The sequence below is a fragment of the Methyloligella sp. GL2 genome (assembly GCF_013341275.1).
In the GTDB taxonomy this organism is placed as follows: domain Bacteria; phylum Pseudomonadota; class Alphaproteobacteria; order Rhizobiales; family Methyloligellaceae; genus Methyloligella.
In genome coordinates, this window is record NZ_CP054476.1 from 2,945,661 (window position 1) to 2,960,376 (window position 14,716).

The following is a 14,716-nucleotide window of genomic DNA, read 5'->3' on the forward strand; positions in this document are numbered from 1 at the left end:
TCTACCCCGCGCGGGGCAGGATCAGGCTGACGGCTAGGCCGGGATGGCGGTTCCGAAGTTCGACCTTACCGCCCCAGGCTTCGGCGATATCGGCAACGATGGCAAGCCCGAGCCCACTGCCCGGTCCGGCGCTGTCGAGACGCGTACCGCGGCGGAGCACATCGGAAAGATGGGCGTCGGGTACGCCCGGCCCATCGTCGCTGACAGTGATGACCGTCGAGGTCTCGTCTTGCGATGCCTCGATGCGCACGGTGCTCTTCCCATGGCGGGCGGCATTGTCCATTAGATTGCCCAGCGCCTCGGCAAGGTCCTGCCGCTCGATGGGTGCGATCAGCCCTTCCGGCACAGCGATCTGCCAATCCAGCTTGGCGCCGCAGACGGTTTTCGCCAGCACGGCGCGAACATCCTTCGCGACCGCGGCGACATCGGCGGTGGCGCGGCTCGTCGCGGGTGCGAGCCGGGCGCGGGTGAGCTGGCGCGTTACATGGCGCTGCATGTCCTCGGCAAGCGACAGAATCTCGTCCGCCGCTTCGCTCTCGCCCTTGCGGCGGAGCTTGTCGGCCTCGCCGGTCAAAACTTGCAGCGAGGTCTTCAGCCCATGGGCGAGATCGGCGGCTTGCCCGCGCGCCTTCTCCATTTGCCGCCCTTGCGCATCGAGCAGCGTGTCGATCTCTTGGGCCAGCGGTGCGACCTCCTCCGGGAAGCCGGAGCCGATACGTTCTGCCTTGCCGGATCGAATCTCGGCGAGCTTGGCGCGAAGCCGGCTCAACGGGCGCAGCCCGATGGAGACTTGCGCCCAGGCGGCGGCGCCGAGCAGCAGCCCGATCAGCAGCAGAAACGGCACCAGCACGCTGGCGAAGCGCCAGGCCGCTGCATTCAGCTCGGCCGCATCGATGGCGACGATGGCGGTGACGGTCTTGTCGCCCATGGCGGGAGGCAGCGCGACGCGGCGCTCCAACCCGTAGAGAGAGGTGCCGCCCGGCCCCGCCAGGCGGCGATGGGTGACGGTCTCTTCCCTTTCTTGCGGTGCGGGAGGGGCGAGCTCGAAATCCCAGAGCGAGCGGGAGCGGAAGACGGGGCCCTCCGGCTCGACGCGCAGCTGCCAATAAAGCCCGGAGAGCGCCTTCTGAAAGCGGGAATCCCCCGGGGGACGCAGCACTTCGAGCGCACCGTCCGGCCCCGGTCCGAATCCAGCGATGAGCTGATCGAGATGCACTTTCAGCTCGCTATCGACCCAGCTCTCGACATGGCGCTGGAACAGCACGGTGAGGATCAACGCCGCGATCAGAAGCGCGGCGAGGCTGGAAAGGCCGGCGGCGAGCACCAGACGCCGGCGCAGCGAGCCGGGTTTCTTCGCCACCCTTTCGATGCGGGGTTCAGCCGTCATCGCCGGGCACCGCATAGCCGAAGCCACGGCGGGTCTCGATGGACTCCGGTCCCAACTTCTTGCGCAGCCGCGCGATCACCGCTTCCAGCGCATTGGCATCGCGGGCATCGTCGTCGCCATAAAGATGCTCGATGATCTCGCCCGCCGGAACCACGCGGCCCTGATGATGCAGCAAATAGGAGATCAGGCGGTATTCCAGGGGCGAGAGGCTGACCGGCACGCCGTTCTTGGAAAGCCGCATCTGCAGCGTATCGAGGGTCAGCTCGCCCGCCTCGATGATCGCGGCGCCATGGCCGCTCGCCCGGCGGATCAGCGCGCGGAGCCGGGCCAGCAGCTCCTCCATGCGGAAGGGCTTGGGCAGATAATCGTCGGCGCCGGCCTCAATGCCCTCGACCCGCTCCGGCCAGGCGCCGCGCGCGGTGAGGATCAGAACCGGGGTCTGGCGCTTGGCGGCACGCCAGCGCTTCAGCACGGCGAGCCCGTCCATCTTCGGCAGGCCGAGATCGAGGATGATGGCGTCATAGCTGCCGGTATCGCCACGGAACCAGGCCTCCTCGCCATCGCCTACAATCTCGCTGGTGAAGCCGGAGGCGTTCAGCGTCGCCTCAATATCGGCCGCGATGCGGCTATCGTCTTCGACGATGAGGATATGCATCAATCCTCGTCTTCCAGATCGAGGATTTCGCCAGTCTTGGCATCGACCTCGACCTCCTGCACCCGCCCCTCCGGGCGCACCAGCTTGAACTCATAGATATAGCGCCCGTCCTCGCGGTCGAGCTCGACCTCGATGATCTCGCCGGGGATTTGCGCCTTCAGCTTCTCGGTGATCTCGGCAAGCGGCGCAACGCGGCCCTCCTCCAGGGCGCGGCGGGCGGCATCGTGATCGAGGTCGTCGGCGCGGGACGGCGAGACGGCAAGGGCCAGCACGATCAGAAGCAGGCAGAAGGGTGCGGTCTTCTTCATAGCGCCAGTGTCGCGCGTTTTGCCTGACAAATCGCTGACGACGGCGGTCAGGCTGGCATCAGCGGGGATTTTGCAGAGTTCACGGCATCGGGGCGATGCGCCCTTTCCAAACCGATGAAGGAGTTTGCAGATGAAGACGCTTTTCACCACCACCGCCCTTGCTGCCATGCTGGCTGTCTCCGCCGCCGCGCTTCCCGCTTTCGCCTGGGACGGGCCCCGGCTAAACGTGCCGAAGGAGCGCTGGATGTCGCCGGCGGAGCTGAAGGACAAGCTCAGCGCGCAAGGCTACAAGGTCTATGAGATCGAGAGCGACGACGGAGCCTATGAGGTCGAGATGGCCGATAAGGACGGCACGCGCATCGAAACTTACGTTCATCCGGAGACGGGCAAGCTGCTGCCCGGCTATGACGACTAGGCTTAAGCGCGACGCGGAGCTAGGGCGGCGGACGATCAGCCGCCCTCCTCCTCCGCATAGGCCATGTCGATCTCTTTCGCTTCACGCCCCGCGAGCGCCAAGAGCCCAACGGTGATCGCCGCGCCGGCCGCGACCAGCGCAAGCGCGATGCCGTAGCTGCCATAGCGCGAGGCGATCCCGGCCTGCATGGTGGCGTTGTAAGAAGCAAGCAGATTGCCGAGCTGATAGACGAAACCGGGGAAGGTACCGCGCACCTCCGCCGGCGATATCTCGTTGAGATGGGCCGGCACGATGCCCCAGCAGCCCTGCACCATGAACTGCATCGCGAAGGCGGCAACGGCCAGCATGACCACGCCGTCGGCCATGGCCCAGAACGGCGTGATGAGAAGCGCCAGCCCCGCGCCGAGGGCCAGGGCATAGCGGCGCCCGATGGCTTGCGACAGCGCGCCGAAGATCAGCCCGCCGAGAATGGCGCCGATATTGTAGATCACCGCGATGATGCCGATGGCTTGCGGATCCAGGCCGCGGTCGAGCTTCAGGAAGGTGGGGTAGAGGTCCTGGGTGCCGTGGCTGAAGAAAGCCATGCCCATCATGAAGACCATGGCGTAGAGGGCGAGGCTCCAATGCTTGCGCAGCACGTCGAGCATGCGGGCCGCGCCCGGGCCTTGCGAGCTCCAGGCCGGAGATTCGGCGACAAAGCTGCGGATATAGAGAACCAGCAGGGCGGGCAATGCGCCGACGATAAACATGCCGCGCCAACCGATGACATCGTAGAGCAGCGCATAGACCACGGCGGCGAGGAGATAGCCACTCGGATAGCCCGCCTGCAGCAGGCCCGAGGCGACGCCGCGCGACTTCACCGGGATCGATTCCATGGTGAGCGAGGCGCCGACGCCCCATTCCCCGCCCATGGCGATACCGAACAGAGCGCGGAGAATGAGGAAGACGATCAGATCGGGCGAGAAGGCGGTGGCGAAGCCGAGGATGGAGAAGGCCAGCACATTGGCCATCAGCACCGGACGGCGCCCGTAGCGGTCGGCGAGACGGCCGAACAGCAGCGCGCCGATGGGGCGCATGGCAAGGGTCAGAGTGACCGCCCAGGTGACCGTTTCGACGCTGACACCGAACTCCTCAGCCACGTCCACCATGACGAAGATCAGAAGAAAGAAGTCGAAGGCATCCAGCGTCCAGCCGAGATAGCTGGCGATCAGGGCGTGACGCTGCGATTTCGTCCAGCCCTTGAAGGCACCGAAGATCATTTCCCCCTCCCCTTATCGTTTCGCCCTCGATCATACGCGAAGTCGCGCGGGCTGAAATGCTTCTGTTTTCCACAAAAATTGGCGCTGCCCAACAGGGCTCAGCCCATGAATGCGACCTGAACGCCGCATTCAAAACGGGTTCAAAGCGCCTCCTCTAGAACTGGTCCTCATCACGGACACGGCAGCAAGCCGGTTCGGAAAACTGGAGGACTAGAGATGAAGTTTCGGACCCTATTTCTCGCTGGCGTCACGGCCTTAAGCTTCGGCGCAGCAACCCTTCCGGCCCAGGCGGGCGGCTCGGTCTATCTGGAGCAGCGCGGCGGTTGGAACGAATTCGGCGGCGGGCAGCACGGTACCCGCAACCGCATCACCGTCGATCAGCGCGGCCGGGCCAATGGCGGCTTCGCCACCCAGCGCGGCTGGCGCAACCACACGGTGATCGGCCAGCAGGGCCGCGGCAACTATGCCGACACCGATCAGCGCGGCGGCCGCAACATCGTCGGCATCGCCCAGTTCGGGCGCGGCCATACCGCCATCACCAGCCAGGACGGCAACGGCAATGCCATCGGCGTGATCCAGGCCGGGCGCGGCAACACCGCCCATGCCCGCCAGATCGGCCGGGGCAATGTCTCGGTCATCGTCCAGGACTGACGCGGACGCTTCCTCCACCAAAAGGATACGAGGAGAAAAGTCATGATCAGGATGTTGAGCTTGGCGGCGGTGCCCGCCCTCTCTCTCGGAATGGCGTGGGGGGCTTCCGGCCTCCCCGCCAACGGCGAGGCGCCTCAGTCCGCAAAGCTGCAGCGGGCGCAGAATGCCGGGGCGCTGTCGCAATGCGATATCCGCGTCGGTAGCTCCGGCGGCATGCTGACCCTGGAGGGCGTCGCTTCAGCGGACGTGCCGCTTTCCGGCTCCTATGAGCTGAAGGTGACCCAGACGGGCGGCGGCAGCAGCGCCAATATCGTCCAGAGCGGCGCGTTCGACGTGGCGCCCGGCATGCCCGGCTCCCTCGGCACCATCACCCTTTCCAACACGGGCGGCTACGCGGCGAGCTTGCGCGTTCGCGGCCTCAACGGCGCGGTGCTGTGCACCCGCCAGGTCGGCACCACGCGCATCTAGCCGAAGCCGCGCAACGCAAGAACAAGGAGGCATTTCGATGGCTGGAATTTTCAAGACAAGCGCACTTGCCGCCGCTCTGCTGGGCTTTGCGGCCATGGCGCCGGCCCCGGCTTCGGCCGGCTCGTTCGGCCTCATGGTCACGCCCTCGGGCGATACGGCGAAGCTGATCCGCAGCGGCCTGCAGATCTACGCCATGGCCGAGCAGCACGAGAGCGGATCGCGCAAGAAGAACCGCGCCCGCGTGGAGCAGCGCGGCAAGCGCAACGCCTCCGCCATCGGCCAGAAGGGCCGGAACAACAATGCCTTCGTGGTGCAGAACGGCGACGACCACCGCGCCAATGTCCGGCAGGCAGGCCGCAACAACACGCTCGGCGTGTTCCAGTTCGGCCGCGGCACGGATCTCGATATCGGCCAATACGGCCGCAACCAAACCGGTCTCGTCTTCCTAGGTGGCTGGTGACGTGACTGGCAGGCGAGGACCTCCCCGCAGGCCAGCGCCGGCGGCGGAGGTCTTTGCCGTCCCTTGCATGTGCATATTATTCCTGTGCACGCTGAAATAGTTTTCCCCCATGCCGTGCGCTATGATCGGAAACATTGCTCCGACACTCAATTTGCGGGAGGATTTTTTCGGATATGGGACATAAAAGCCGCCTCACCCCCTGGTATATCGGCCTTGCCATCGTGTTCGCCGCGGTGATCTTCGTCGGCTACCGGATGTTTGCCACAAGCTGCCCGGCGCCGATCGCGCTGGAGCTCGGCGTGCTGACCGTGGTGCCGATCGTCTATCTGGTGCTGATGTATCTCACATTTGTGAGCCAGAAGTGAGCGCGAGGCGCATTGCCTAAGGGAGACGAGGCTCGCTAGGCTTTGGGGAATCTTTTCCTCAAGCCGCGAGCCTTGCTGCCATGCGTATCGCGCCGAAATCTCCTTCCGCTTACCCTTGGTATCTGCGCCCGTTCTTCTGGAACCAGAAGCGTAAATACGGCGCCGTGCTGGATGCCGCCCTGCTCTGGGGCCGGGCGCCAAAGCTGTTCGTCGGCGTAGCGTTTCTCTATGGGCTGATCGACCGGAGAAACTCGCCGCTGGATCCGGCCTTACGCTCCTTGGTGACGGTACGGGTCTCGCAGGTGAACCACTGCCCGTTCTGCGTCGATATCAATTCCAACACACTGATGAAACGCGGGGCGAGCGCCGAGAAGGTGGACGCGCTGGACCGCTGGCGGGAGAGCGACCTGTTCGATGCGCGTGAGCAGGCGGCGCTGGATTATGCCGAGGCGATGAGCGGTCCCGGCACGCCGGTTACCGACGCGCAGATCACGGTGCTGAAGCGCTTCTTCGACGAGGATGCCATCGTCGAGCTCACCGGCCTGATCGCCTTCCAGAACCTCTCCTCCCGGTTCAACGCGGCCCTCGCCGTGCCGCCGCAAGGCTTCTGCAAGCTTCCCGACAGAGGCGACTAGGTCGCCTTAAGCTAAGGGTTTGGAATTACGAACGATTTTCCGCAATTCGTGGAGGATTGCGTAACGGCTCTATGGCATGCTTCCGCTATTGTTAATGTCGCGCCTAAACCAAGAAAACGCGATCGCGCAGCGGTGCCGATCTTCGCGCATCGCCTTCACTTCGTTAGCCCATGGCCGCCTTTCTGCAATCCCAGCTCGACTTCATTTTCTTCTTCTATGGGCTCGCCTTCATCCTGTTGGGCGCGGTGTGTTTCGGCATTCGTTATACCGAGCGCGAGGGCGCGGTATGGAAGGTTCTCGGCAGTTTCGGCTTCCTGCATGGCGGGTTGGAATGGCTCGATCTCATCGCGCTGATCTTCGGCGATTCTCCGGCCTTCGCCTGGTTCCGCACCGGGCTGATGATCTCATCCTATGTTCTGCTCATCGAGTTCGCCCGTCAGGTCGCCATCCTGTCCAGCTTCACGGTCCCGGGCCGCTGGATCTATGGCGTGCTGCTGGTGCCGGTGGCGATCGGCGCCATCGCCGGAGGAAATGACGAGGCGAATGCGCTGGGACGGTATTTCTTCGGCTTCCCCGGTGCGATGGCAACGGCCTGGGTGTTTGCCTACCACGCGACATTGCTCTCCGGCCGGGAACGGAAGCTGGCGATCGGCGCCAGCGTCGGCATCGCGCTTTACGGCATCGTGGCCGGCCTCATCGTGCCCGCAGCGCCGATTTGGCCGGCAAGCGTTTTCAACTACGCCTGGTTCACCGAGACCACTGGTCTGCCCATCCAACTTGTACGCGGGCTGATCGCTTGCTGGACCGCCTTTGCGATTTGGGGCATTTGGGGCCACAAGCTGATGCAGGAGATGGCGTCGACCCGCTATACCGCGCATCTGCAGCGGCTGTTCGCCATGACGCTTACGGCCATGGCGTTGATCCTGGTCTGCGGCTGGGTCCTCACCCAGTATCTCGGCGATATCTACAAAAAGAGCATCGAAGCGGAATCGGACGGCCATGTCTCTCTGGTCGCCAGCCATCTTGAAGACGAGATGGGCATTCTTGATTCCGTGGCCACGTCGCTTGCCGGCACACCGACGGTCCGCGCGCTTCTGGAAGGCGATGACAACCTCCCGCCGGGTCTCGGCCAGTATGTGCTGGACCTCAATGTTACCGCGGCGAGAGGGGAGTTCGGGCTGATCCTCAATTCGGCCGGCGATACCATCATCAGCTCCAACGGCAAGGGGCCGGTGGGCCGTGGCGAAATTGCCAAGTTCACGATCGCTCCTCAGCGCCTGCAGGCCCTTACCGGCAAACCGTTTCGCCAGCTTGCTTTTGCCCCGATGCGCCAAGAGAGCGTCTATTCGGTGAGCCTGCCGGTGCGCGATGCGGGCGGCGAGGTCATCGGCGCGGCGGTGCTGGAAAAATCGCTCGCCGCATTCGCCAGAGATCTCCGCGGACTGGAGACGCCATTCTTGCTGGCGGCCCCGAACGGCGTGGTTATGCTTTCCAACCGTCCGGAACTGCTGTTGAAGCCGCTCTGGTCTCTTCCGCCAGGATTGCTTCCGACCGTAGAGGCGGAGTACGGCAAGCTCAACTTGCCGCCGCTGCTCGAACGGCCTGTGGGCGATACAGAGTGGATCCGGCTCGGCGGCACAAGGACCTTCGTGCAGCGGGAGCCGGCCGGTCAGAGTGGCTGGAGCATCGTCACCTTGACCGCGGCGCGCGGCATCTTCGCCAGCCGCGTGCTTGGGATCATCGTCACCTTGATGGTGACGGCCACGGCCCTGGTCTATCTCGCCGGCCGCGAGCGCCGTATCCACGACAATGTGCAGATGGACCAGCGGCTGGAGCTGGAACTGCTGGCCCGCGATCTCAAATCGCAAGCCACCACCGATCCCGTCACCGGTCTCCGCAACCGGGCGAAATTCAACAAGCGGCTGGCGGACGAGATGGCGCGGGCCGAGCGCTATGCAACGCCGTTCTCGCTCGTGCTTTACGATATCGACGGCTTCAAGACGATCAACGACACCCAGGGACACCAGGTCGGCGACCAGCTGCTGGTCGAACTTTCGGAGCTGGTGGCCCGCAAGATCCGGCGCACCGATTTCTTCGCCCGCTGGGGCGGAGACGAATTTGCGATCATCGCGACGCAAAGCAGTGGAGACCGTGCAGCGCGTTTGGCCAAGAGCCTGGTCAAGACCGTGTCGGAACACCGGTTCAAAGCGGCCCCGCATGTGACCTGCAGCTTCGGCGTCGCCGAGTATAGCCGCGGCGAAACTGCCGAAAGCCTGTTGTCGCGCGCCGACGAGGCGCTCTATCGCGCCAAGATGAATGGCCGCAATCGCGCCGAACGTGCGCCGCCGCGCAAGCCCAACGGCTCGGGACTGGTGGAAGTCGCCTAAGGTCTAGCGATACTTCACGCCGCCTTCTTGCTGTCCGGCGCGGCGGCCTTGGAAGCCGCTTTCAGGCGGACCGGCCGCTTGGCATAGCCCGCAAATCTGAACACCGCCAATGTCAGCGCCGGCAGGAAGGTGAGCGTGACGATCGCGGTGCCGAGAATGCCGAACAGCACGATGGCACCGACGCCGCGATAGAGCTCGGTGCCCGCGCCGGGGATGAACACCAGCGGCGCGAGACCGCAAATCGTGGTGACCGTCGACATGGCGATGGGGCGCAGCCGGGAGGAGACCGCCTCCATCACAGCATCCTGCCCGCCCATGCCGAGATCGCGGACGTTATAGAGCGCGCGATCGACGATCAGGATCGGGTTGTTCACCACCGTGCCCATCAGGATCAAAAAACCCAGCATGGTGATCATGTCGAAGGGCTGCACCAGCGGCTCCATGCCGAGCATGGGGAGCAGCGAGCCGACCCAATTCATCACCGCAAGCCCGACGAGACCGCCGGCCACGCCGAGCGGAATGGCGGTCATGATCAGAAGCGGATAGCCCCAATGGGTGAAGATGGCGACCAGCAGCAGATAGATGATGACGATGGCGACGACGTAGTTGCTGAACAGTGCGCTGCGGGTGGCGTCGAGATCGTCGGAGGCACCGGAAATATCCATGCTGACGCCGTAGGGCACTTGCGCCGTCTCGCGCAGGTAATCGACAAGCTGGCTCTTCACGATGCCAACGCCGGTCTCCAGCGCCACGCTCTCGGGCGGGATGATATTGAGGGTGACGGTGCGCTTGCCGTCGATGCGGCGGATGGTGCTGGTATCGACGGTCTCGTGGATATCGGCGAGGGCTGCGAGCGGCACGATGGTGCCTTGCGGCGTGTGCACCGGAAGCTGCCCGACCGTATCGAGGGAGGTGGGCAGCCCGTTGCGGCTATAGAAATAGATGTCGATCTTCTCGTCGTCCTGGAAGAACTCGCCGACATAGGCGCCGTCGGTGAAGCTGGCGACGGTGAAGCCGAGATCGTCGGCCGTCATGCCGAGCTCGGCGGCACGCTCCCAGTTGGGACGCACCTCGATCAGCGGCTGCGACAGGGTCAGGGTCGGCGGATCGGCCTGGATGCGCGGGTGATCGAAAATCTCGTTGGCCCGGTCGTAGGCGGCCGAGGCGACGGCGTAGACGTCCTGCAGGCGGCGCCCCGAAATATCGAGGCTGATGCTGCGCGTGCCGCCATCGTTGCTGGTGATGATCGAGCCGCGGGAAACGAAGGCGCGCATGCCGGCATAGCTCTCGAATTTCCGCGTCAGCACGCTCATCAGCGCTTCGATATCGCCGGGATCGACGGTCTCGGCGACGATGCGCAAACCTTCCGCCTCGATGCGGAGGAAGACGTATTTCAGCGCCGGCACGTCGACCTCACCGTTGTGGAAGCGCGCCGGATCGTCGTCGACGAAGGGCATCAGCTCGGCATTCAGCTCTTCGCCGATCTGGCTCATGGTGTCGAGATTGTAGCCGGGCGGCGCGTTCATGCGGGCGAACACTTTAGGCTCCTCGCCCTCGGGCAGATATTCGGCCGGCGGGGTGAGTAACACGATGACCACGACGCTGGCGGCAATCACGCCAGCGATGACGGCGAAGCGGCGGAATGCCGTTGCGGTCAGCCAGGAGACGCCGCGCACGATGAGGCCGTCGCCGCGGCCTGCGCCCGCAGTCTTGCCTTGCGCGGCGAGATCGAGATAGGCCGCGGCGGTGGGGATCACCATGATGGCGACCAGCATGGAGGCGAGGATCGAGGCGGAAACCGCAATCGCGATGTCGGAGTAGAGCTGGCCGGCCTCCTCGGCGATGAACAGGATCGGCACGAAGACCAGCACGGTGGTCAGGGTCGAGGCGAGCACAGCAGGCCAGACCTTGCGCACGCCTTCGATGGCGGCGCGCAAGCGGTCGAGCCCGCGCCTTCGCTCCAGGTCGATGCTTTCCAACACGACGATGGAATTGTCCAAGGTCATGCCGATGGCGAAGGCGACGCCGGCCAGCGAGATGACGTTGATGGTGCGGCCCGCGAGCGCCAGCCCGATAAAGGCCGCGATGGTACAGATGGGAATACCGAGGATGCCGACCAGCGTGGCGCGCGGCGATCGCAAGAATAGATACATCACCAGCGTGGCCAGCACCGCACCGATGGCGAGGTTGGTCCAGACATTGGCGATGGAGGCCTCGACATAAGTGACGTCGTCGGCGGTCTTCTCCAGGATCATCCCCGTCGGCTTCAGGATATCCTCGTTGATCGGCCCGACCTGCTCCATGATCGCCTTCTTGATGGCGATGACATTGGAGCCCGGCTCGCGGCGGATAGAGACGAAGATGATCGGCCGCTCGTTGACGAAAGCCCGCTGGTAGATCTCGAAATGGCCGAGCTTCACATCGGCCACGTCGCCCAGGCGGATAATGGTGCCGCCGCGCCGGGCGATGATCAGATCCTTGAGCGAGTCCGGATCGTCGAAGCGGCCGATGGTGCGCAGCAGATAGCGCCGCTTGCCGCTTTCGATCTCGCCGCCGGAGGTGTCGCGGTTCCGGTTGCGGACCGCTTCACGCACCTCAGTCAGCGACAGGTTGCGCTCGGCCAGAGCGGCGGCATCGAAGACGATCTGAATCTGCTTTTCCGCGCCGCCGCCGACGCGGACATTTTCCACGCCGGGCACGTTCTCAAGCCGCGGGCGCACCTCGTCCTCGACGAAGTCGAGCATCATATCCATATCGAGCTGGCGCGGATTTCCGGGCAGCGGCGAGACCCGGAAGAACATGAAGGAATTGGCGCTGAACGAGCTGGCGAAGATGCGCGGCTGGTCGACATTCTCCGGGTAGGAGGGAACCTGGCTCAGCGCATTGTTGATGCGGATCAGCGTCTCGTTGAGATCGATATCGTAGGGAAATTCCAGCTCGATCTCGGCGCTGCCGCTTTCGGCGCGGGCGATCAGCCGCTCCAGGCTGGGGATCGAGCGGAGATATTCCTCCTGCTCGATCAGGATTTCCTTCTCGATATCCTGGGGCGTGGCGCCAGACCAGCGGGTCTGGACGGTGACGGTGCGGACCTCCAGATCCGGGATCATCTGCACAGGAATACGGAATGCGGCGACGATGCCGAGCACGCAAATGATCAGCGTGGCGACTGCGACCAGGGTTCCGTGCGTAACGATCCGTTCAAACACCCGGGCAGGATCCTTTCTTGCCCCTTTTATTATTCGTGCCTCTAGCCATGGCGGTTAGCTGGCAAGCCGGACGGCTTGCCCCTCGTGCAAGGATTCATTGCCGCGCACCACCACCTGCTCGCCGTCCTTCAGGCCGGAGAGCACCTGCACCATGCCGCCGAAGGCGAGGCCGATCTCGATCTTGCGTTCCTTGACCTGAGCGACGCCGTCTTCTTCCTCGACCACCCAGACGGTGATACGTCCGTCGGGATGGCGGATCAGCGCATCGCGGCTGACCACAACATCCTCGTCGCCGGTCTTCAATTTGAGTTTGGTGCGGGCCGACATGCCCGGGGTGATGGGCAGATTCTCGTCGACGGGAAGCACCCGCAAGGTGAAGGTGCGGGCATCGGGATCGCTGACCGGGATCAGCGCACCGATCTTCGCCGGGAAGGTTTTTCCGGGGATGGCGTCGAACACCAGGCTCGCCTCGGCGCCCTTGCTGACTTGCGCGAAATATTGCTGTGGCACCGGCGCATCGATACGCAGGCCTTTCATCGCTACAAGCTCGAAGGCGGCCGTGCCGGTGGCAAGCCATTGGCCGAGCTCGGCCATGCGTTCGGAGATGATGCCGTCATAAGGCGCGCGCAGCTTGTGGCGCTCCAGAATCGCGGCGCGGCGGGCGAGCTCGGCCTTGCGGCTCTCCAGCGCGGCGGTGTCGATCTCGACCTCGGCGGCGCGCGCCTCGGCTTCATTCTGGGTGCCGTAATTACGCGAGGCGAGCTTGTCGGCGATCCGCAAGCGGCGCTTGGAATCGGCAAGCTCGGCTTCGGCCTGATGGGTCAGAGCCTCGGCCTGGCTGTAGGCCGCCTCTTCGATCTCGGCATCGAGCTCCAAGAGAAGATCGCCCTGTTTCACCTCGGCACCGCTATCGTAATAGATGGCGCTGACCAGTCCATCAACCGAGGTGGAAATCTGCGAAGCGCGCGGCGAGGTGACGGTCGCCGACAGCTCCAGCTCGCGGACCACGGGGGACAGTTTGGCGGTTTCCGTCTCGACCGGCGGCGCATCGGTCTGGGCGCTCGCCGGGACGGCGCAAACCAGGAGAAAAAAGGACGCGGCGAGAAAAGCTTGCATCGACCGAACATGCCGGCATCGCGCAACGCCGCCATGACAGGCAAAGCCGGGCAGATCATTCGTCACGTTGGGCGTCATGGCGAAGACTCTATCCTTCCGAATATCGGCCCCCGGACCTCGGCTTATCCCGGCGCGGCAGGAATTTGGGGGGCTCTGCGCCGGTTTGCAAACCCTATGAGGCGCAAAAGGCCGGTCAAGGCCAATCTGGCAAGGGATAATGCCACGCGCGCCTCTTTCCGACTGAAATTATAGGTAAATATCGCTGATCGTGGCCTCATCCCGGCCACCCGGCTCTCGAAAGCTCTCTTGCAAGCTTTGCGGCTTCCGTGATCTCTCAGGGGCGCCGAGGCGAGAAAGGACCATCGATGACGAAACGAGGCTGCGCGGCGATCGGCATCGCCGCATCTTGTGCATTGGCCATCGGGCTTGTGGGCCCTGCCCCGGCGGCGGCCGATGCTTCGCCCTCCTGCGATGTGACGCCCCGCACCTCCTTGGTGGTGAACGTCAAGGATATGGGCGCCAAGGGCGACGGCAAGACCAACGACACCAATGCGATCCGCCGCGCGATCCAAAAGGTCGCCGGCACGGGCGGCATGGTCTATGTCCCGAAGGGCGTCTATCTGGTCGACACGGTGAAGAAGCGGCTGAGCCTCGGCAGCGACATGACCTTCAAGCTCGCCGATGGGGCGGTGCTGAAGGCGATCCCGACCGGCTCGCAGCGCTATTCGGTGCTGATGGTCCAGGGCATCTCGCAGGTCAACATCACCGGCGGCACGCTGCTGGGCGACCGCAAGGAACATAAGGGCAAAGGCGGCGAATGGGGCATGGGCATCCGCATCGCCGGAGATGCGCGCCATATCACCATCGCCGGGGTCAGCGCGACGCATATGTGGGGCGATGGGTTCTATGTTTCCGGCGCCAGCGATATCCGCTTCTGCGGGGTGAATGCCGATCAGAACCGGCGCCAAGGGCTGTCGATCATCTCGGCCACGAACGTGCTGGTGCGGGATTCCATCTTCCAGAACACTCATGGCACGGCGCCGGCTTCCGGCATCGATCTGGAGCCGGACAAGCGCTCCACGGGCATCGCCAATATCCGCATCGAGAATAATCAGTTCATCGACAATCAGGGCGACGGGCTGATGGTGAGCGGCAAGAGGGCGGAGATCCGCAACGTGAAGATCATCCGCAACACGTTCAAAGGCAGCCGGCCGATCCTGGTGGAGAACGCGCCGAAGCTTCGCCAGAACGACATCTGCTACAACCGCTTCATCACCTATCAGAAGCAGGACGCGGCGGGGATGAATGCCTATGCCGAGCCGGTGCAGCGCATCGTCAGCCAGTCGGGATGCGAAAATAGCGGCATCGAGATCCACCGCGTGACCAAGAAGAAATAAGCGCTCG

14 protein-coding genes are annotated in these 14,716 nt (G+C 64.2%); 8 read left to right on the plus strand and 6 right to left on the minus strand.

From position 1 onward, the window contains the following. Position 1: 1 nt before the first annotated feature. Genes HT051_RS13690 through HT051_RS13700 form a run of 3 tightly spaced genes read right to left on the minus strand, consistent with a single transcriptional unit; the run spans position 2 to position 2,350 of the window. Positions 2-1,387 (minus strand): HAMP domain-containing sensor histidine kinase, encoded by a 1,386-nt coding sequence (locus HT051_RS13690; RefSeq protein WP_174542553.1) that lies wholly within the window; start codon positions 1,385-1,387, stop codon positions 2-4. Beyond that, complete coding sequence (locus HT051_RS13695) at positions 1,377-2,042, minus strand: response regulator transcription factor (RefSeq protein WP_174543030.1); 666 nt, start codon at positions 2,040-2,042, stop codon at positions 1,377-1,379. Before HT051_RS13695 ends, HT051_RS13690 begins: the two co-directional genes overlap by 11 nt. Continuing rightward, on the minus strand, positions 2,042-2,350 hold the full coding sequence (locus tag HT051_RS13700) for a PepSY domain-containing protein (RefSeq protein WP_174542554.1): 309 nt from the start codon (positions 2,348-2,350) through the stop codon (positions 2,042-2,044). Before HT051_RS13700 ends, HT051_RS13695 begins: the two co-directional genes overlap by 1 nt. A 130-nt stretch (positions 2,351-2,480) precedes the next feature. Here HT051_RS13700 and HT051_RS13705 point away from each other — a divergent pair, with 130 nt between their 5' ends. Further along, positions 2,481-2,765, plus strand: a complete 285-nt coding sequence (locus tag HT051_RS13705) for a PepSY domain-containing protein (RefSeq protein WP_174542555.1) — start codon at positions 2,481-2,483, stop codon at positions 2,763-2,765. 35 nt (positions 2,766-2,800) lie between these two features. On the opposite strand, the gene HT051_RS13710 is transcribed toward HT051_RS13705, so the two are convergent. After that, complete coding sequence (locus HT051_RS13710; protein ID WP_174542556.1) at positions 2,801-4,024, minus strand: MFS transporter; 1,224 nt, start codon at positions 4,022-4,024, stop codon at positions 2,801-2,803. Between the two features lie 216 nt (positions 4,025-4,240). Here HT051_RS13710 and HT051_RS13715 point away from each other — a divergent pair, with 216 nt between their 5' ends. From HT051_RS13715 to HT051_RS15185, 6 genes are all read left to right on the plus strand, one after another. Next, on the plus strand, positions 4,241-4,675 hold the full coding sequence (locus tag HT051_RS13715) for a curlin (protein WP_174542557.1): 435 nt from the start codon (positions 4,241-4,243) through the stop codon (positions 4,673-4,675). A gap of 42 nt (positions 4,676-4,717) precedes the next feature. Then, positions 4,718-5,143, plus strand: a complete 426-nt coding sequence (gene csgH, locus HT051_RS13720; protein WP_174542558.1) for a curli-like amyloid fiber formation chaperone CsgH — start codon at positions 4,718-4,720, stop codon at positions 5,141-5,143. Between the two features lie 37 nt (positions 5,144-5,180). Continuing rightward, a complete protein-coding gene (locus HT051_RS13725) occupies positions 5,181-5,603 on the plus strand; it encodes a hypothetical protein (RefSeq protein WP_174542559.1) in 423 nt (140 codons plus the stop codon). A 173-nt stretch (positions 5,604-5,776) separates the two neighbouring features. Further along, entirely contained in the window at positions 5,777-5,968 is a 192-nt protein-coding gene (locus HT051_RS13730; RefSeq protein ID WP_174542560.1) for a hypothetical protein, read from the plus strand. 80 nt (positions 5,969-6,048) lie between these two features. After that, positions 6,049-6,603 (plus strand): carboxymuconolactone decarboxylase family protein, encoded by a 555-nt coding sequence (locus tag HT051_RS13735; RefSeq protein ID WP_174542561.1) that lies wholly within the window; start codon positions 6,049-6,051, stop codon positions 6,601-6,603. A gap of 170 nt (positions 6,604-6,773) precedes the next feature. After that, the gene (locus HT051_RS15185) at positions 6,774-8,990 is read left to right on the plus strand and encodes a diguanylate cyclase (RefSeq protein WP_246810100.1); all 2,217 of its coding nucleotides are present in this window, start codon (positions 6,774-6,776) and stop codon (positions 8,988-8,990) included. A gap of 14 nt (positions 8,991-9,004) precedes the next feature. Here HT051_RS15185 and HT051_RS13745 read toward each other — a convergent pair whose 3' ends face one another. Both HT051_RS13745 and HT051_RS13750 read right to left on the minus strand, forming a co-directional pair. Further along, positions 9,005-12,196: an efflux RND transporter permease subunit gene (locus HT051_RS13745; protein ID WP_174542562.1), complete on the minus strand. Its 3,192-nt coding sequence runs from the start codon at positions 12,194-12,196 to the stop codon at positions 9,005-9,007. A 54-nt stretch (positions 12,197-12,250) separates the two neighbouring features. Then, positions 12,251-13,312, minus strand: a complete 1,062-nt coding sequence (locus HT051_RS13750) for an efflux RND transporter periplasmic adaptor subunit (protein WP_174542563.1) — start codon at positions 13,310-13,312, stop codon at positions 12,251-12,253. A 365-nt stretch (positions 13,313-13,677) separates the two neighbouring features. Here HT051_RS13750 and HT051_RS13755 point away from each other — a divergent pair, with 365 nt between their 5' ends. Continuing rightward, entirely contained in the window at positions 13,678-14,709 is a 1,032-nt protein-coding gene (locus HT051_RS13755) for a glycosyl hydrolase family 28-related protein (protein WP_174542564.1), read from the plus strand. Positions 14,710-14,716: the final 7 nt, after the last annotated feature.

Excerpts from the sequence above, each read along its gene's own strand:
- HT051_RS13690 (WP_174542553.1), bottom strand. The coding sequence starts at position 1,387 with ATGACGGCTGAACCCCGCATCGAAAGGGTGGCGAAGAAACCCGGCTCG.
- HT051_RS13695 (WP_174543030.1), bottom strand. The coding sequence starts at position 2,042 with ATGCATATCCTCATCGTCGAAGACGATAGCCGCATCGCGGCCGATATT.
- HT051_RS13700 (WP_174542554.1), bottom strand. The coding sequence starts at position 2,350 with ATGAAGAAGACCGCACCCTTCTGCCTGCTTCTGATCGTGCTGGCCCTT.
- HT051_RS13705 (WP_174542555.1), top strand. The coding sequence starts at position 2,481 with ATGAAGACGCTTTTCACCACCACCGCCCTTGCTGCCATGCTGGCTGTC.
- HT051_RS13710 (WP_174542556.1), bottom strand. The coding sequence starts at position 4,024 with ATGATCTTCGGTGCCTTCAAGGGCTGGACGAAATCGCAGCGTCACGCC.
- HT051_RS13715 (WP_174542557.1), top strand. The coding sequence starts at position 4,241 with ATGAAGTTTCGGACCCTATTTCTCGCTGGCGTCACGGCCTTAAGCTTC.
- csgH (WP_174542558.1), top strand. The coding sequence starts at position 4,718 with ATGATCAGGATGTTGAGCTTGGCGGCGGTGCCCGCCCTCTCTCTCGGA.
- HT051_RS13725 (WP_174542559.1), top strand. The coding sequence starts at position 5,181 with ATGGCTGGAATTTTCAAGACAAGCGCACTTGCCGCCGCTCTGCTGGGC.
- HT051_RS13730 (WP_174542560.1), top strand. The coding sequence starts at position 5,777 with ATGGGACATAAAAGCCGCCTCACCCCCTGGTATATCGGCCTTGCCATC.
- HT051_RS13735 (WP_174542561.1), top strand. The coding sequence starts at position 6,049 with ATGCGTATCGCGCCGAAATCTCCTTCCGCTTACCCTTGGTATCTGCGC.
- HT051_RS15185 (WP_246810100.1), top strand. The coding sequence starts at position 6,774 with ATGGCCGCCTTTCTGCAATCCCAGCTCGACTTCATTTTCTTCTTCTAT.
- HT051_RS13750 (WP_174542563.1), bottom strand. The coding sequence starts at position 13,312 with ATGCAAGCTTTTCTCGCCGCGTCCTTTTTTCTCCTGGTTTGCGCCGTC.
- HT051_RS13755 (WP_174542564.1), top strand. The coding sequence starts at position 13,678 with ATGACGAAACGAGGCTGCGCGGCGATCGGCATCGCCGCATCTTGTGCA.